We start from the raw sequence: 17,889 nt of genomic DNA on the forward strand, positions 1-17,889 counted from the left end.
CTATTATTCGTTCCAAATTTGTTCGGAATACTGCTCGCTGTATCCGTCCGAAGGAGGGATGACGGTGATGACATCGATCAGCACGCCGTTCGGATCGGATGTGATGAAGTGCCGCTGGCCGAAGTCCTCGCTCCGGAGCTCGAGCGCCAGCGGCAGCCCGGCATCGCGGATGAGGCGATCGTACTGGGCATCGACATCCTCCACTTCGAAGTTCAGAATGAGTCCGTTCGTACGGTTCCGGTACGGCTCCGGAATCGTGGGATGCGCCGCGTCCAGGACGGCCAGCTCGTACGAAACTTTCTCGCCGGACAGTTTTAGGCTGACGTACCAGTCCGCCTCGAACACTTTTTGGAAGCCGAAGTGCTCCTCGTAAAACGACGCCGTAGAACGAACCTGATCCGTCAACAGGACCGGATAGAAACTGGATGCTTTCATGCGAAATGCCCCTTTCGGCTTGGAATGCTTTCACATTAACATACATACTGTATGTATGTAAATAGATTGATTAAACCATAAGACACCTCCAGCATGTTCTCCTCGCGAGGAGGAACCCGACTAGAGGTGTCCTTTGTTGATTCATCTCAACTCCATTCCCTTTTCGCCATCGATCGGGAAAATTATCACTTGGTCGAATACGCCTTCTTTACTTCCGAGCTCCGTACCTTCTCCAGTCTCATCGAGCAGCCCGTACCTTACTTCCCCTGCCATCCATTCATGCATGAAATAAACATAAGCGCCGCTGTAAGCGGGACGCTTTCCCCATTCGCCTTTTACGGCTGGAACTAAATTCGGCACTGCATCGCGCTCGCCGGCTTTTTTGGCGCCTGCTTGCCCTTCCCACCGCTGCCACGCGGCGCCGTTTTCCACCTCGAAATAGCGGATGTACTCTCCTTCTTGAATGAAGAATTTTTGCGACTGGTTTTGAGGGAAATAATACGTGGTTGTACGAACATCCGGCGTGAAGCCCAAATGGTCCTTCAAGCTGATTTTCGGCAATCCCAAAACGGCCTGCCGGGAGGCGGCAAGATCCTCGCTTTTGTACTCCTCGCTTGCGGGAAAGGGATATACGACGGCGGTTCTGGATTCTGCGTCCCATGCTGCATAAGCATTCAGCGATTCTGCAATGAAACGCAGCGGCACATAGACGGAGCTGCCGATGTTTCGGGGCGGAACGCTGACGGTTACGGTGCTGGCCCCTAAAACAGCCTTCGTTTTGCCGACGGTCAGCTTGAGAACGTCCTGCGTGCTTCCATTTGTCACGGATACCGTCTTACTCTTGTTGTCCCAATCCACATGAAAGCCAGGAAGCTGGGAAATCGTCCGAATGGGCACCAAGATCGATTGGTCGATGATGACCGGCTTTTGATCGGCAAGCTTCGTTCCATTGACGTTGAGATGAAGAGGAGCTTCCGCTGCGAATGCGCTGTTTCCCATTGCAGCTAGCATCGCAACTCCTATTAAGCTGCTTAAAAGTCTTTTTTTACCCACAAGCCTCGCCTCCTTGAATTTGGAATATCGTCTGGATTAAGGCGCTATCGGCAGCGACATCCATTCTGTAAAACGAGGCTGTGGAATCTTTTGTTGCTCATTTGCTAAGCGTTTAAGTAACGGCGAGCGGCTCCTTAATCGGCTTATCGCACCGCGCGGCGGACCATCGTTTCCCTTCGCTCAAAGCCGTATTGCTCATACAATCCATGCGCGTCCCGCGTGCCGAGATGAATCGCCGTGCCGCGAAGGCGAGGATGGCCGATCAGAACCGACATCATCCATTTGCCGAGCCCTTTTCCCCGATGCTCCGGGACGACGATGACATCGCACAGCCAGGCAAAGGTCGCTCCGTCGGTCACGACGCGCATGAACGCGACTTGGACTCCGTCCTCGCCGTAAACCCCGAAGCAAAGCGAGTCCCGCCAGCTGTCCAGGATCGTCTCCTTCGACCTATCCGCAGCCCAGTAGCTGCCCTGCAGCAAGCCGACAACCACGTCCGGCTGCAGCTCCTCGGTACGGTCGCTCATTCGGTAAGGCAGATCGCCCGGAATCCATTCCATCGACAAGTTCCTCCTGTTCAAGATCGAGATGGGTTCAGTATAATGGTTCCAGTTGAAGCCGAATACGGAATTAGGACAGTTCTATACCCATACAGATCGGGGCGGAGGATCATGAAGTATGCGAAGGTAAGGGACGGGCTGAAGCAGCAGATCAACAGCGGAGCGATCAAGCCGGGAGCCAAGCTGCCGTCCATCCGGGAGCTCAGCCTGCAGTGGGCATGCAGCAAGAACACCGTCATCCGGGCCGTCGACGAATTGGAGAAGGAGCATCTGATCTACTCGGTCCCCAAAAGCGGCCACTACGTCCTCGTCCGCTCCTCCCCGTCCGACGATCCGCCGCAAGGACGGATCGATTTTGCCGCGGCCGCTCCCGATCCGGGCCTCATCCCGTACGAGGAGCTGCAGCATGGGCTGAATCGGGCGGTGCAGCTGTACGGCGACCAGCTGTTCGCCTACGGAGATCCGTTTGGATTCCCCTCGCTGCGCGAAGCGCTGTCCCGCCATCTGGCCGCCGCCCAGGTTTTTGCCGGGCCTGAGCGGATCTGCGTCGTCTCCGGCTCCCAGCAGGCTCTGCACTTGCTTGCGTCCATGCCGTTTCCGAACGGGAAATCGACGATATTGGTCGAGCAGCCCTGCTATGCCGGGATGCTGAAGGCGCTGGATCTCCTCGGGGCGACCGCGATCGGAATTCCCCGAACGGAATCCGGCCTTGACCTGGAGGAAGTGGAGCGGCATTTCCGGAGCAATTCTATCCGCTTTTTCTATACGGTTCCCCGCTACCACAACCCGCTCGGCACCAGCCTGTCCCGCCGCGAAAAAGAGGCCCTCGCCGACCTGGCGGACAGGCATGACGTGTACATCGTGGAGGACGACTACCTCGCCGACCTGGAGACGGACCGCAAGTCCGATCCAATCTTCAGCTACGACCGGTCGGGCCGCGTCATCTACATCCGCAGCTTCTCCAAGACGATGCTTCCCGGCCTGCGGCTCGGCGCCGCCGTGCTGCCGGAGGCATTCGTCCCCATGTTCCGAAGGTACAAGTCGATGAGCGACCTGAGCACGGCCGCCCTGTCCCAGGCCGCATTGGAGATCCACCTGGGCAGCGGATTGTTTCAGCGCCACGCCGCCATGGTGAAGGATCGCTATCGCAGCCGGATGATGGCGCTGCAGGAGGCGTGCGGCCGGCACTTGAGCGGCGGCTTCCGGCTAAGCCCGTCCGGAGGCGGCATCTTCGCCTGCCTCGAGCTGCCCGAGCATCCCGGTGCAGAGGAGCTGGCCGCGGCTCTTCGCCAGAAGGACGTGCTCGTCTTCCCCACGACGCCCTGCTACCTGCCCGGCACGGGAAGCTCGAACAGCTGGCGCCTCAGCATCATCCGCACGAACGAACACCAGATCGAGCAGGGCATCCGGCTCATCGGCCAGACGGCGGACGAGCTTGCGAGCCGGGGAAGGCCGACCGGACCGGGCCGATCGGCGATTGCTTGGATCTGACTTCATGCGAAAGGGTGAACGCAAATGAAAACCGGACAGCTTGAAAAGATCAACCTGCTTGAGCTGACGAGAGGCGTGTCGGAATACAAGAACTGGATGGTCAGCGAGGTGAACGACCATGCGCTGCGCATCGCGGTCATGAACGGGCCGTTCCATTGGCATAAGCATGATGAAGGCGATGAGCTGTTCCTCGTGCTGGAGGGAGAGCTCTACATCGACCTGGAGGGAGAGACGGTGAGCCTGAAGCCAGGCGAGTCGTTCACGATTCCGCAAGGCGTCATGCACCGGACCTGGTCCAAGGAGAGGACGGTCAATCTTTGCGTAGAGAAGACGGCTACCGTTACGAGCGGCTTGGATACGCAGCAGGAGTAGGGCCATCCTCTGGAGGATGACCCTATGCTTTGTCTACCTGCTGCTCATTTCGTTCTTTCGTATCCCGCGCCGTAGCGAATGACGGTTCTGTACAGGCTTTTATCGGGCAGCGTCTTCAGCCCGTAAAAGTTTGGACGTGTGTTGACCTCCAGAATCCATAGCCGCCCTTTGCGGTCGAGAGCCACATCCAGACCAAGCTCCTTGAAGCGCCGGCTTTTCCCTTCAAAGCATCGGGCCGTCTTCAGACCCAGCGTCTTCAATCTTCGCAAATAGTCCTCGATTTCCGCCGCCGTGCAGCCTGCCCGGAGCAGCGTCGGCTTTACAAGAGCAAGGCGTCCTCCTTGATGATAATTCGTGACCACTTTATTCTTCAGACCAAGCTTGACGAATATGGCGGTGGCGACCCACTTCCCCCGTTTCGACTTCTGTACCATCGTACGCAAGTCGAACGGCCTGCCGTTCGAGGTTTTCAGGTAGATGCCCTTCTGAAGAAGGTAGCTCCTGCCGCGGGCGGTCTTTTTCAATTCGCGGAATAAATCATCCATCGAACGGACGGCAACCGTTCTCGTCTTGATTTTCAACCGGAACGTTTTCGAAGGGGCCTTCTCGATCCGCGCGATTCAGTTGCCGCCTGTCCCGGTTGTAGGCTTGAAATATACCCGTTCATACCGGCCTGTCATTTGGACAAGCGCGGATCGATCAAAAAGCTTCGTATCCGGAACAAACGGCTTCAAGTCGCGGTTGGACTGCAGCCATTTTGTCTTTATCCATTTATTCTTCAGGGAAATGCTCCCGCTGCCTTTTCCACGCATCCCATTGTCTCCTTTGCATCGCTGCTCAGGATAATGTACATCCCTTCCCGGAGAAAGGTCACGGCAGATGCACCCGTTCCGATGATATAACCTCTGGATTGGCACCATTACGAGGCAATCAGGCTTTCGCCGGCGGGCCTCCGCTAGCCCACCCGGACCAACGAGTCCGGCTCCCCTTGCAGCCGGTACGTCTCTAGCATGCCGCCGGCGGAACGGAGAAGGAACACTCCGCGGCCATCGTCATACTGCACCTCATCGTCGCGCCCAGCCCGCAGCGCATCTCTTATGCTCGTCCATAGTAGCCGGCCGTCCTGCTCCTTGAAGACGTAGATCTGATTCCGCTTGTGCGTCGCGACGATCGCCTCTTCCTTGCCGTCGCCATCCCAGTCGCGTTCATAGCTGGCGGCGTCCAGCCTCATCAAGGAGTAGACTTCTCCGTGCACGTCTTTGCGGAAATACCAGACGCAGGACTCGCCATCCGTCCTGCAAATCGTCTGTTCGATCTTCAGCGCTTCCTGACCGAACAGCCGCGTCATGCTGAACTTCAGATCGTACATATGCCCGGTGCCATAATGGTAAAGCGTATCCGGCTCCGTCGATCCGTCTACTGTGAAGCCGAAGTAGGCTCCGTTGTTCGGGAGAACGTGAGGAGCGGTCGAGCCAGGCTTCAAGGTGTAGCGCAAGGCCGTGCCGAACCCTTCGATCGGCTTTTCCTCAAGCAGCTGAATGTCGCTGAACGGGATCTGATCGATGCGCTCATTGGACTCGTTGCTCAGCGGATTGAACTTGTTGGACAGGCCCGGAAGAATGTCCGGATCCTCCGCGTAGGTCGGCTGCCCCCGTTCCCAGTCTTTCGCCGCCAGCGGCTCGAACGAGACGGGCAAGGGAGCGCTCTCGGGCGAGCCGGAGGCTGGCCCGGAGACGCTGTCGGGCGAGCCGGCCGCCATCTTGGAGGCAGGGTCCGACGGCCAGTGGATCGCTACAAGCAACGCGGCGGCAACGAGCATGGCGCTCCCCAGGAGCTGCTTCCATGGGCGAAGCCTATATCTGGCGTGGCGCCGGTTCACGGCGTCCAGTACGGAACGCTTCATTTCTTCCGAGAAGGTCTCCTCTGCAAAAAGTCCCTGCTTCACCTTGTCCTCCCACTCCATCGAATGCTCGCTCACCGCTCCGCCTCCTTCCACTTTTTGTTGATGATCTTGCGGGCCCGATGCAGCCGCGACTTTACCGTTCCTTCCGATACCCCCATCAACGAAGCTGCTTCCGCCATCGTCAATTCATGCTCCAGCGTCAAGATCAGCGCCTCGCGCAGCTTCGCCGGCAAGCTCAGGATGATGCCTCTTAGCTCCTGCACGGATTGTTCGGCAAAATAGTCCGACTCCGCCGATCGCTCGTTGGCCTGGGGATGGACCCATTCGAACAGCACGATTCGGCGCACATAGCTGGACCTCATTTCGTTGATGGCCAAGTTCCTGGCGATGGCGAACAGCCACGTCTTGAAGGAGGAGTTCCCCCTGAACGAGCCCACATGATGGAAGGCTTTGAGAAAGACCTCCTGCGCGATATCCTTGGCCTGCTCCTGGTTCCGCGTGATGGCGTACGCGTATCTCCGCACATCGTCCCCGTATGTCGTCATCAGACGGCAGAGCTCCGTCTCGCTCATGCTGTCTGTATTTATGAGATATTGAAACTCCATGCGGGACTCCATTTCTTCACCTCCGCTCTATTAGACAAGGGCCGGACATAGATCGTTCCATGGATCGTCGAATTCACATTGCTCTCTGGCAAAACAATAGCAAGCTTTCCTTTCAGGATAATGTACATCCCTTTCCGAAGAAAGGTCTCGGCAGATGCAGCCGTTGGGATGATTTAATCCCTGAATTCGGCGGGGATCGTTTCACTTCAAGACTACAAGTTGTAGATCGTGGATTCCTCATTTGGTTAAGTCTATAGGATAAAAAGGAATTATTAGACTTAGCCTCTTTGCCTACTGAATAGAAGGGAGAAACCTTTATGGGGTTCTCCCTAATGCTTAATATTACAATTAATAAAATCAAAACTTGCCGTTACTCGTAGATTACGTTCTCTGTATCACTCTAATGGCAAAGCGCTGGTGCAATGCGATTCACTCCATCTTCCAATGGCAGCTGTGGATGCGCAAAGACCCCGAATGGAGCCGAGGTAGTTGGCTTCATTCGAGGTCTTTGCTGTTTTTCGAGATTTTGGGTGTCTCCATTTGCTTATGGGACAGCCCTTTCTTGGTAGATGCTCACCTTCAATGTTCAACTGCGAAGTATGCTCATCCCTTGGTCACGGATTTGTCCATTCTCCTCTACAACCTCTGCTCCGTCACTCCCGCTGCCGGATCGAAGGTCAGCATTTTCGTCCCGATCTTATCGATGAAGAAGCGATCATGGCTTACCGTAATGACGGCCCCGGGAAAATGGATCAGAGCCTGCTCCATGACCTGAATGCTCATGAGATCCAGATGGTTGGTTGGCTCGTCCAAGACGATAACCGCCGCACCCGATAGCAAACACTTGGCAAGCGCCACTCGAGCCTTCTGTCCGCCGGACAGATTGCCGATCGCTTTGCTCAGATCCGCCTCCGAGAATTGCAGCATGGCTAGGAATTTGGCCACCTTTTTGCGAGGGGCATCCAGTCCCAATCCATACGTATTCACCGCGTGGCTGACGGTATCCTTAGGGTCAAGCTCCTCCCACATTCGGTTGAAGTAGGCGTAGCTGACGCCCTTCTCCCAGATGACCTCTCCTGACTCCGGCTTCTCCGTCCCCGTGAGCACCTTGATGAGCGTGGACTTCCCGCTTCCGTTCGGTCCGGTGATGACCAGGCGATCCTCCTTCTGAATATCGAAGCTGACGTTCTCGAAGATCTGCCTGCCTTCGTAGGTCTGCCCGATCTTCTTCACTTCGCATAGCTTGTCCGGGAAGCGCAGTTTCTCGTAGATATCGGTAATCAGCACGTTGACGGGATGCGGCTCGATCCGCTTCTTGTTGTCCGCCAGCTTGCGCGAAAGACGATCCTTGGAAGCCGCTTTCCTGCTCGCGCGGTTGTCGATCTCCTCGGACTCCAGGAGCAGCAGCTGTTCCTCCCATTCGAACTGGCGGTCCAGCTCCTTCTTGCGCATCTTCTTCTTGCGGACGTATTCGGTGTAGTTGCCTTCGTATTGCTGAAAATGGTAATTTTCAATCTCGATGGTACGCGTGACGACCTTGTCGATGAATTGCCGATCATGCGACACCAGAATCATGGCTCCCTTGAACCGGTACAACCACTGCTCCAGCCATGTAATGCCTTCTATATCCAAATAATTGGTAGGCTCGTCGAGCAGAACGACATCGGGCAGCTCAATGAGCATCTTGGCGAGCGCCGCGCGGTTGCGCCATCCCCCCGACAGCTCATCGATCGGCTGATTGCGGGATCGGTCATTGAATCCTAGCTTCGTGAGCACGGTGTTGATCTCGATCGACACGTTCCAGCCGTCGAGATGATCCATTTGCTCGAACAGCTCTGCCTGCCTCGCCAGCAGCTCCTCCGTTTCGTTATCGTCTGGAGACATGCCCAGCTTCTCTCCGACCTCTTGCAGCTCTCGTTCGATACATGCAACCTGCTCGAAGCACATTTCCAGTTCTTGTTGAACGGACAGGCTTCCGCTTAATTCCGAGAATTGCGAGAAATATCCGATTTTCACCTTAGGATCGATCTCTACTCTGCCGGACGTCGGCTCTTCCTTGCCCATAATGAGCTTGAATACCGTAGACTTGCCTGCACCGTTCCGTCCGATCAGGCCGATACGTTCCCCTTGCATGACCCTAAAATAGATATCGCGAAAAATCACGGAGTCCTCATACTTCTTCGTGACGTTCTCCAACCGTATGACGCTCATGGCTCTCACCCTCCTGGTTCCAACACTCTAGAGGGATTATACCATCCTGGTCTTATGCTGTGATAAGGCTCAGCGCAACGGGTCTATCGGCGAAAACAAAAGGAGACCCGCGATTAACCCGCCAGTCCCCGTTCTCCTGAAACTCGCCGATCAATTTGTAAACCATAACAAACGCCGCCCGCCCCTTATGCAAGGAGTGCGGGCGGCGTTTGTTTCTTGACCGCTTTGGATCACCTCATGCGACTTGCTTCCTTAAACGTCCAACCCAAGATCAAGCGCAGCATTCAACATCCGCAAAATCATCACGACCGACTCTGCCCGTGTTGCCGTCGCAGTCGGATTGAACTTGTCATTGCCTGTACCATTCACGATATTGGCACCCGCCAAATTTTCGATGTATGTGGCTGCCCAGTTGTCCGAAGCCACATCTGCGAAGCTTTCTTTTCGCACATCCATGCTGAAGTTCAGCACACGAGCGAGAATTGCCGCCATCTCGGCACGGGAAATGTTCTTGTCCGGCTTGAAAGTATCGTTGTCGTAGCCGTAAATGATCCCCAAGGCTGCTAGCGTGTTAATCGCACTTGAGGCCCAATGATCTTCCGTATCGTTGAACCCTGCATTCGTCGTTGTTGTGCTTAACCCAAGTGCTCTGACGAGCATCGCGGAGAATTCGGCGCGAGTAATCGGCTGGTTGCCACGGAAGCTACCGTCCCCATAACCGCCAACGAAGCCCAGTTGCGACGCTATCGTGATGGCATCTGCACTCCAACTGTCCGCAGGCACGTCATTGAACGTCCGTACAGGTGCCGATGCCAGCGCGTTCTGAACGGCATTCTTCAATGACGATTCATTCACCAAATCATTGAAAATAACATGCGCTGGCGCAGGGATCGGCGTTGACTCCACGGAAGGTGATGGCGTTGGCTCGGGGCTGCTCGTATCGGTCGCATTGTCCACCCCGCCGCTGCCGCCAGTGCTGCCGCTGCCGCCAGCAGCTTGGTTAATCGCGAACGTCGTGCTGGCACTTCCCGTGAAGTTCGTGCCCGTCGCCGTCACGGTCACCGTAGCCGTTCCTGCCGCTACATTGTTGCTGTAGCTCACCTTATAGTCCGTCGCTGGAACGGTAATCCCGTTCACGTCAACAACCGTAACCTTAGGCTCAATCTCGCTACCCGTCGCTGTGAAGGACGTATCCGCGAGCGTAATCGTCGCCCCGTTAAGCGACAACGGCGCAATATCGAACACCACCGTCTGGGCGCCTGCATAGTTCCCCTTTCCTGTCAGCGTAACACTACCTGCACCCGTGCCAGCGTTCACATTCGCACCGTAACGGTTGGTGTAATCGCCGGAAGTGATCGTAATGTCACCATCCGTCACGCTGAACTTCGGTTGCCATGGAGTGCCGCTGTAGGTGAACGGTGTACCCGTTACCGTAATCGTCGCATTGCTAATGTCACGCGGGAGCACGGTAATCTCTGCCTCAGTTGAGACTGAATTGTAGTTGGCATCCCCCGCCATGGTCGCCTTCACCCTGACCGTTCCTGCACCAACGATCGTCACATTGCCGTCCGCGGTAACATCCAGCACGCCGTTGTCACTCGCCACAGCGAATGTCACTGCGCCGTCGGTAGAGCCACCGCTCGTCGATAACGTAACTCCCGCGTCACCGTAGGTGATCGTCGATGGAATGTCCGTAATCGCCAATGCCGCTTGTTTCGCCAAACCGACCTTAAACTCCTCACGGTCCGCATTCGTGTTGTACTTGTCCGTTTTGCCGTTATAGGTCGCCGTGTACGTATGGCTGCCTGTCGGATTGGGGATCGTGTAAATCGCTTGGGCAACGCCGTCGACGCCGGAACCTTCCAGCTCAACTTCCGCCAATACCGTCCCCTGGTACACACTGAACGTGACCGTACCTGTCGGCATCTCCCCGACACCTACGGCACTGACCTTCGTGGTCAATATTAACGGATCATTGAAGTCTGCCCCGCCTGTCAGTTCCAACGCCACATCCGGCGTCGCCGCATTGACGGTCACCGTACCGCTTTTCTTCGTTACCGCGTTGTAATTGGCATCCCCCGCCCGGGTCGCGGTAATCTCGAAGTCACCCTTCTTGTGAATCGTCACCATGTCGCCAGACACACTCGCCACAGTAGAATCACTCGAATGATAAGTCACCGCACCCGTGCCGGAACCGCCGGAAGTGGAGATCTTAACCGGCTCATGGCCATAGGTATAAGCCGATTCAAGTCCCACGATGTTTAGATCATCCTGTGTGCCCCATTCAACCGTATAGTCACTGATCGGTGTCGCAATTGCAGGATTGTAATTCGTGGTAGTCGGATATGCGGCACCGAAGCTATACGTGCCAGCCGTCGGACTCTTCACCGTATACGTCGCATGACCCTTATCGTCAGTTGTTGACATAGAATCTTCTATAAGCTCATCATTAACCAAGAATACGACCGCCTGTCCACTAAGCGGCACCCCGCCCGCAGTAAGCGCCGCCGTTAACGTAACGTCGCCCGGGTGCGTCTGTGAACTCTGCGGCTCTGCCGCAAGGGTGAGCGTGGGGGTTATTTTGTTGATCGTATAATCCCTCAATGAAAGCCCCGTCGCCGAATCATAGATCTTCGTTCCCGACTGGACATCTATTGTGACGGCATACGTTCCGGCGTCAGTAGGGGGAGTGAACGACTTGGCGTAATTCGTTCCTGACGTGCCGGTATAATATACCGTTATCGAACCCATCCCGGTAACCCCGGCCACAGGCGTTACAGCGACACCTTGCTGGGTACCATTATAGGTGCCGCTTGTTGGCGTGAAGGTGAAGTCTGTCGCCATGGGCGGAATCAAATCACCCACCCATTCGCCGTCGCCTGTGATCAAACTCCCCTCATAACGGTAGAAATCACCGTCGTTATAAAACATGCGGTTGTTATTAAGATGGCTATCAGCAAAATTATGGAAGGCAAAAAGGTTTGAAAAAATGCCGTTGTTCATTAGCGTACCATAGTTAACTACGGAACCGTCGCTTTGCAATACCGTGTCACTTGGAATGGTTAATGTTACGCCCTCTGAAATCCACAACACCTTATTCGGCAGTATTGTCAATTGCCGGTTGTCCGGCAGCGTCACATCTGCGGTCAGGGTGATCGTCGCGCCCGTGAACTGCAATATACCTGCACTGAACAACAAGCCACCACCGGTAATAGATAGATTCGCCCCCGTCGGTTGTGTGGCTGATGTATATACCGCCCCGCCGCTTACCGTTAATGTGCCATCACCACCACCACCAGCACCACCACCGATACCACGACTGTAGTAAGTTCCAGTGGCGGTTACAGTGCCGCCACTGATGGTGACTGTACCGCCAGCGCCGCCCTGACCACCGCCGATGCTTGCAGCCCCGTCGTCTCCATAGGCGGTTACAGTGCCGCCGCTGATGGTGACTGTGCCACCAGCACCATTGTAACCACTACCGATACCGGCGGAATAGTACCCTCCCGTGGCAGTTACAGTTCCGCCACTGATGGTGACTGTGCCGCCATCACCACTACCGCTACCGATACCGGCGGCAAAGTGCCCTCCCGTGGCGGTTACGGTGCCGCCATTGATGGTGACTGTGCCACCAGCACCATTACCACCACTACCAATACCTGTTGCACTGTCGCCTCCAGTGGCAGTTACAATGCCGCCATTGATGGTGACTATGCCACCAGCAACATCGTAACTACCACCGATGCCTGCTGCACTGCCGCCTCCAGTGGCGGTTACAGCTCCGCCATTGATGGTGACTGTGCCACCAGCATCGCCATCCAGACCACTACCGATACCTGCTGAATATTCTCCAGTGGCGGTTACAGTGCCGTCATTGATGGTGACTGTGCCACCAGCACCAGTGTAACCACCACCGATACCTGCACCGTCGCCTCCATTGGCGGTTACAGTGCCGCCATTGATGGTGACTGTGCCACCATCCGTAACACCAGATTGACCACCACCGATACCTGCACCGTATCCCCATCCATCAACGTATGTTTGGGCGAGTAGTTGACCCCTGTTGTTTCCTGTAGACTGGGCATAGATAGTCAAGCTGTTCGTGCCTACGACGTTTATCCCCGCCGAACTGAGATTGCTTCCATTCGCGGTCAGCACGCTGTTATCCAGCAGAATCAGATGCGCATTGCCCGACACCACAAGACCGGTGGTCGTCACCGATCCGCTTACATAGTACCACTTCGGACTTGTCGTACCGTCACCGATTGTCGTCGTGGCATTGGTGACGGCAATCGCTCCGGATACTACTCCTGTTGGAATAGGGAGATTATCTTTGAAACTCCCATCGGGATTATAAGCGCGATAAGTTCCTCCTGATAAGCCCGATACCGTATCTGCGGCAAGCGCCGCATGCGCTCCCCATATCGGCATCCCACCCAGTACCAACGTCAGCATCAGCAACAGTGCCAACGCTGGCTTGCCCCAATTCCCTTTTACAAGATGCATAGCAGTTCTCCTCTTTCGTGTTTCTTGAACGCATCTTACCTCGTCACAGTATAGTAGAGCCATCCGTAACATACAGTGTACGAAAGGAGTATAAGCGACAAAAAAGGACTTTTTCCTCATTCATGCAGGAAAAGTCCCCTATACGCTAGTCTATAATATGCAACGCCCTCGCTCGACTGACCGCTTGCCCGCGCCGCTTCACGTCCAACTTGCCGAATATACTTGTGCCATGCTTCTTCACAGTCCTTTCAGTAATCGCGAACCGCTCGGCAATCTCTTGATTAGACAGCCCTTCCGCCATTGCAACTAAAATTTCGAGTTCCCGCTTGGTTAACGGTTCAGCCAACACCTCCGCATCGCTGCTAATAGGCGCAATCTCAATCGAAACATCCGCTAACATCTTCAAATATACGACGCGTGTAATCAGAAGCTGAAGCACATTCACATCGCGCTCTGTGAAGACACCTGCCACAGTGCGATTTTCCAAATACAACAAGATCAGATAATCTTCACCAGGTACCTGAATCGGTAGGCACAAGATCGACTTCGTGCGCCACTCGCGAATATAAGCATCACGCAAGAAGTGGCTCTCTGTCGCATCATGGAGCATAACCGCCTCATTCATCATGATCGTATATCGCAACACAGACATCGCAGCCAACGCGGACACTTCATGATGAACCTGTCGGTCTGAACTTGCTTCCAGTTGAAATTCATCGTTCCGACAACGGATAATGCTCCCTCGATCGGCCCCCGCTTGGCGGAGTGCGATGTGCAAGAAGTGATCCAGCCAAGATCGCTCTCCGTGGGAACGGCTCGTCCAGTCCATCATCTGGCGCAACAATTCGTCAGGACGTTCCAGCTCTCTGCGGTCCACGGAGCGGTAAGGATATACACGGGGTGTCCGCGTCGATGCGCTCGCGGTGTCGATTCGATTCTCCTCTTCCGCGGGGACATCTTCATTCGGTTGCGTCACCATCCATTGCAGATTCGGATATTCCCTTCTCATCTGCGCTACTTTGGCATCGGCGCCCCACAAGGTATACGCCGTACACGCATCCATCGCGGCGATCAGCGCCGCCGATGGTTTCTTCGCGTGGTGCTGCAAATACGCGGCAAGTCGTTCGCAGGCAATCGCTTCGATCAAGGCATATTGCTCTTCTTTGGCACGTTGCACCGCATCTGTATATCCCCGCCATGTGCCGCGCTCATCCCCAGTCACTCTCGCCCACTCTGCGTTCAATAGCAGATAAGCGGAAGAATCTACGCCGAGGTAGCCTTTCCGTCGCTTCATCTCGCGTAATTGCCGTTGCATCGAACGCTTAATGGACTTGCGCTCGACTGCATCGACTTCCGGGTATACCGCCGCTAATGCCAACGTCTCATAGAGCCGATGTTTCCATACCCGCACCCAATCCATGGCGAACTCATTTTCTCTTGCTCGCTTCGCCCAATGCAGCGCTTCTCGATACTGACCAGACAAGTAGGCAACTTCAAGTTTGCACATATAGCTGACGTTGTCCTCATCGTCCAAGCCGGAAGGAATTGCTACGAAGGGGGTTAACGCGTCAACATCCCGTAACGCAACCAGATAACGTCTCATAATGTCCGCCATCTCCAGTGTCGTGTCGGATGCACCATAAGACTTCAAATCTTTGTCGAAGTAAGTGAGCAAGTTCGATAGCGCGTTCAAGTCATGATTATACGTCACCAAACACAGGATCATATCCACATTGGCAACAGTAACCCTATCCATCTCCAACGCACCACGCAACGCACGTTCCATGTGAAGGTAGGCGGAAGCAGGATGATCTAATTGTTGAAACATGCCGACGGTAAAGTCGATCGTATGCTGGTACTTCGGATCATAATCCATCGCATCGCCGATCGTCCGCAGGCGGGCAAGCGGATTCGCGCCTGTATAGCGCGACTTTAGTCCACGCTGCATAAGCAATTCATAGACGCACATAATCGACAGCAGCGATGCATTCAATCCTTTGCCTAGCCCATAACGAATGAAGCGAGCGTACAAATCAATCAGTGCGTTCCCATCGTGCATTGCCAATTGGAACATGATCAGTTCCACAGATTCGCACAGTGCCATGTAATCTTCATCGTGCGGAGAAGCGAGCGTAATCCGCCGGGCTTGCTTAGAACGCATATGGCCCAGGGTATGGATAATCTCTCGAAGGACAACCAGCTTAGAGGGCTTCTCCCGCAAATGCCATCCATAAGCTTCCAGCGCTTGCTTGCCGTAGTTGATCGCAGTTTCATTCTCAACAAAAGAATTCATTTCAAGCAGCTTGTTCCATACCCAGGCGCGGTCTGCACGATGCAACCGTTCGCCGAGTTGATCCATATCCAGCAGATGCTGTTTCGACTGTTCGGTGTTGCCACTCATGTAGGCGAATTCAACCGCCGCCCGTTTAAGCTGGTAGAAAAGCGGCTCATCATCCCCATCGACCAGCTCCAGACCAACCTCCATATACGCTTGCCCTTTATCGAATCGTCTCTCTTGCCCAAACTGCTGTCCGACTTGCGCATTATAGGATGCTAGTTGCTTCCTCTCCGACGCAGACAATTCCGCTCGACCACGATTCAAATGATCGACCGCTGTTCGTAACCGCTCCGAATCCATTGCATTCCTATAATCTCGCAGCAGATACTGTCCAATCTTCAGATGCCGCTGCGCATTTCCCGCCGCATCGTAAGTATACGCCAGATGGTGCAGATGATCGTGCATGAACATGTACATCCGATCGGATTTAGAATATAGATCCGGCTCATCTTCCCAACAGACGATGCCTAGCGCTTCCGCAGCATCAAAATGACGCAGCACCTCATCGGGTTGGAGATCCGTGCATGCACAGAGAACGGTTAAGCGAAAAGTTAAGCCCATAGCGGCAGCCGTCGCGAGTAGCCCCTTCGCTTCATCCGTAAGCATGGCGAAGTCGATCTCCAGCCGCTCACGCTTCGCCTGCAAGTCCTCTGTCAGTCGCGCAATCTCCGTTTCCCATGTCCATCGCCGCTGCGTATCGTCAAAGACAAGTTTCTTGTCCCGCACCCAATCTTCCAGCCGTAGGCGAAGCGCATGGGGATTGCCGTCGGTTAACAGATGTAGCGATCTTGCCAACAATCGCACACGCGCCGAATCCTCTTGCACCGCATCGACGACATATTGTCTAATGTCCTCGTATGTCCACGGATGAAGATCAACCCACTCATCAGGATTGGTGCGCAACCTGTCGGCAAGCCACGGCACACGCTCCACATGCTCTGTCCGTATCGCACCGATCACGAACAACCCAGGAATACCGCGGTTTCGCACCATTATCTGAATCGCATCCAGTGTATGTTCATCCGCAAATTGTATTTGATCGATGAATAGCACGACCGGCTGATCGTTCCCTTCGGGAACTGCTCGCCCATGCGTCCGGGGTGAACCATAATTCACCAAAGCACGAATGAGCGCTGGCAATAACCTGCCGAATCGCACCCAACTGTCCGCATCCGATGTCGGTCGTTGTTTCGCTTGGATGTCCACCAAGTTCGCAAACAAGATTCGCGCCTCAGGCAACACGGTAACAATCGTCTGTGCATCTTGTCCGAACACCGCCGTCAGTCGCTCCTGCAACCTCGCAATCGTCTCGGGCGGATCGCTCCACAGTTGATCGATCCATTGCCGCAGCGCTTGGAGCAACGGCTCCAACGGATGAACCGATCGCGACTGTTCCCCCACACCTGCGACCAATCTTCCACCAACTGCTGCGATGTCTTCCCTTAGCTTCTGTACCAGCTCTGACTTGCCACTCCCCGCAGAACCACACAGCCAGCGAAACACAGACGCTCCGCTCGCAGCTTGTGCAAGAGCCGCTTGCATTCGCTCAATCGCTACGTGGTTCCCATACAAGGCATCTGGCAGACGAAAGGAACGGAGACGATCCAGACGACCGATTTCAAAAGCGTGCATCTTGTCGTCATCTACCAGCATCCGCTCACACTGGCGCAAATCATCCAGTAAACCATAGGCGCTCTGATAGCGATCATCCGGCGATTTGGCCAGCAGTTTCATGATTATGGATTGTAATGCATCCGAACTGCTCGTCCATGCGGCCGGGGGCATCCGAATATGCGCAACCGCCCAGCTATCCCCCTCTTCAGGTTGGAATGGCGTAGTTCCTGTCAACATCACATAAAAAATAACGCCCAAACTATAGAGATCGCTACGACCATTTATCTGGAGGTTGAGCAACCCTGTCTGCTCAGGGGATTGATAAACTTCATCCCAGTCCATATAGGCGGACAGTCGAACCTGCTTGGCTGGCGTCTCTGATTCCAATCTGATGTTCGCAGGGTTCAAGTACCCGATCACCGCAGTCTGCTGATGCTCCCGGTACACCAGCTCAGTTATCGCAATCGAGAGTGGGATGAAGATCGGCAACGCAACGGGCGAACCTACATCTATTAAATAATCCTTCAGCTTCATGTCATTCGTAGTCATTGACGGATACCTCATTCCGCATCATGCTGTCCCACCAAATCTTGATCTTGGAAATACACATTATTATATACCTAGCCTTCAATAGATTACAGCGCAAGCCACTATATCATGCAATAACGAGCGAAGGAAATTTTAGAGTCCATAAGCTTCCGTTTTACAGTAGAGCTATAGACGTTTCTATGAACAGCGAGAGGCGAAGCAGATCGTGCATTTTGCATATGGCGACAAAGAAATTTATGATCGTAGGTGGCT

The 17,889-nt window shown here is 54.7% G+C and carries 10 protein-coding genes and 1 pseudogene; 2 read left to right on the forward strand and 9 right to left on the reverse strand.

From position 1 onward, the window contains the following. Positions 1 to 3 precede the first annotated feature (3 nt). From GE073_RS24365 to GE073_RS24375, 3 genes are all read right to left on the reverse strand, one after another. Positions 4 to 435: a VOC family protein gene (locus GE073_RS24365; RefSeq protein WP_153784584.1), complete on the reverse strand. Its 432-nt coding sequence runs from the start codon at positions 433 to 435 to the stop codon at positions 4 to 6. A gap of 141 nt (positions 436 to 576) precedes the next feature. Continuing rightward, entirely contained in the window at positions 577 to 1,488 is a 912-nt protein-coding gene (locus GE073_RS24370) for a copper amine oxidase N-terminal domain-containing protein (RefSeq protein ID WP_028600146.1), read from the reverse strand. Positions 1,489 to 1,631: 143 nt separating this feature from the next. After that, entirely contained in the window at positions 1,632 to 2,048 is a 417-nt protein-coding gene (locus tag GE073_RS24375) for a GNAT family N-acetyltransferase (RefSeq protein ID WP_028600145.1), read from the reverse strand. 111 nt (positions 2,049 to 2,159) lie between these two features. Between GE073_RS24375 and GE073_RS24380 the strand changes: the two genes are divergently transcribed. Both GE073_RS24380 and GE073_RS24385 read left to right on the forward strand, forming a co-directional pair. Then, entirely contained in the window at positions 2,160 to 3,539 is a 1,380-nt protein-coding gene (locus GE073_RS24380; protein WP_043111721.1) for an aminotransferase-like domain-containing protein, read from the forward strand. Positions 3,540 to 3,563: 24 nt separating this feature from the next. Next, positions 3,564 to 3,911 (forward strand): cupin domain-containing protein, encoded by a 348-nt coding sequence (locus GE073_RS24385; RefSeq protein ID WP_028600143.1) that lies wholly within the window; start codon positions 3,564 to 3,566, stop codon positions 3,909 to 3,911. 44 nt (positions 3,912 to 3,955) lie between these two features. Here the strand turns inward: GE073_RS24385 and GE073_RS26000 are convergent. The 6 genes and pseudogenes from GE073_RS26000 to GE073_RS26005 form a co-directional block, all read right to left on the reverse strand. Then, positions 3,956 to 4,831, reverse strand: a pseudogene (locus GE073_RS26000) (YheC/YheD family protein). Positions 4,832 to 4,866: 35 nt separating this feature from the next. Further along, positions 4,867 to 5,889: a hypothetical protein gene (locus GE073_RS24395; protein ID WP_028600142.1), complete on the reverse strand. Its 1,023-nt coding sequence runs from the start codon at positions 5,887 to 5,889 to the stop codon at positions 4,867 to 4,869. Further along, a complete protein-coding gene (locus GE073_RS24400; RefSeq protein ID WP_228551771.1) occupies positions 5,886 to 6,431 on the reverse strand; it encodes an RNA polymerase sigma factor in 546 nt (181 codons plus the stop codon). Before GE073_RS24400 ends, GE073_RS24395 begins: the two co-directional genes overlap by 4 nt. A gap of 624 nt (positions 6,432 to 7,055) precedes the next feature. Next, complete coding sequence (locus tag GE073_RS24405) at positions 7,056 to 8,630, reverse strand: ABC-F family ATP-binding cassette domain-containing protein (RefSeq protein WP_028600140.1); 1,575 nt, start codon at positions 8,628 to 8,630, stop codon at positions 7,056 to 7,058. 252 nt (positions 8,631 to 8,882) lie between these two features. Next, a complete protein-coding gene (locus GE073_RS25875; protein ID WP_153784585.1) occupies positions 8,883 to 13,136 on the reverse strand; it encodes an S-layer homology domain-containing protein in 4,254 nt (1,417 codons plus the stop codon). A gap of 145 nt (positions 13,137 to 13,281) precedes the next feature. Further along, entirely contained in the window at positions 13,282 to 17,637 is a 4,356-nt protein-coding gene (locus GE073_RS26005; protein ID WP_323744211.1) for a LuxR C-terminal-related transcriptional regulator, read from the reverse strand. Positions 17,638 to 17,889 lie beyond the last annotated feature (252 nt).

The organism is Paenibacillus sp. B01 (genome assembly GCF_009649995.1).
GTDB classification, from domain to species: Bacteria; Bacillota; Bacilli; order Paenibacillales; family Paenibacillaceae; genus Paenibacillus_O; species Paenibacillus_O pasadenensis.

Bases quoted from the DNA above. Each gene is read 5' to 3' on its own strand.
- GE073_RS24365 (WP_153784584.1), bottom strand. From the start codon at position 435: ATGAAAGCATCCAGTTTCTATCCGGTCCTGTTGACGGATCAGGTTCGT.
- GE073_RS24375 (WP_028600145.1), bottom strand. From the start codon at position 2,048: ATGGAATGGATTCCGGGCGATCTGCCTTACCGAATGAGCGACCGTACC.
- GE073_RS24380 (WP_043111721.1), top strand. From the start codon at position 2,160: ATGAAGTATGCGAAGGTAAGGGACGGGCTGAAGCAGCAGATCAACAGC.
- GE073_RS24385 (WP_028600143.1), top strand. From the start codon at position 3,564: ATGAAAACCGGACAGCTTGAAAAGATCAACCTGCTTGAGCTGACGAGA.
- GE073_RS24400 (WP_228551771.1), bottom strand. From the start codon at position 6,431: ATGGAGTCCCGCATGGAGTTTCAATATCTCATAAATACAGACAGCATG.
- GE073_RS24405 (WP_028600140.1), bottom strand. From the start codon at position 8,630: ATGAGCGTCATACGGTTGGAGAACGTCACGAAGAAGTATGAGGACTCC.
- GE073_RS25875 (WP_153784585.1), bottom strand. From the start codon at position 13,136: ATGCATCTTGTAAAAGGGAATTGGGGCAAGCCAGCGTTGGCACTGTTG.
- GE073_RS26005 (WP_323744211.1), bottom strand. From the start codon at position 17,637: ATGACTACGAATGACATGAAGCTGAAGGATTATTTAATAGATGTAGGT.